The sequence below is a fragment of the Vibrio sp. Y176 genome (assembly GCF_033438945.1).
Genome location: NZ_JAWOQS010001206.1, coordinates 1 through 514 on the forward strand (window position 1 = coordinate 1; position 514 = coordinate 514).

The window sequence follows — 514 nt, forward strand, 5'->3', positions numbered from 1 at the left end:
TGGTTTGTCGCAACTGATTTTCTTGTGGGTCGTGATCAAATGTATTCGTGGCGGAGAGAAAGCGTCGGCCAAGCCTTGGGAGCGTGCAGAAGGATTAGAGTGGACTGTGCCAAGCCCTGCGCCTCACCATACCTTTAGTACGCCGCCTAAAGTGGATTAACGGAACGAGAGGCGAAGAACATGGCAGAAAAATCATCCCACAAAAAGCTCACGGTAAAGTTAGTGCTGGCCACTTTTGCCATGTTCGGGTTCGGTTTTGCGCTCGTGCCGCTCTATGACGTGATGTGTGATGCGTTAGGTATCAACGGTAAAACCAGTGATGTTGCAGCGATTCAACCTACGGGGATGCAACCCGATTTGAGCCGGACGATTCGTGTGGAGTTTATGGCACACGTCAACCCAGATATGCCGTGGGAGTTTAAGCCGAAAGTCATTTCGATGAATGTTCATCCAGGTGAGGTCGTGCAAACTGAATATTTGGCATTTAACGAAAGTGGACAAAGGCTGGTGGGGC

General features: G+C 50.2%; 1 protein-coding gene. It reads left to right on the forward strand.

The features are described 5' to 3' along the window. Nucleotides 1-180: 180 nt before the first annotated feature. Nucleotides 181-514 (forward strand): cytochrome c oxidase assembly protein (locus R7O13_RS31005; protein ID WP_318305745.1); only part of this gene is annotated, 334 nt, incomplete at its 3' end.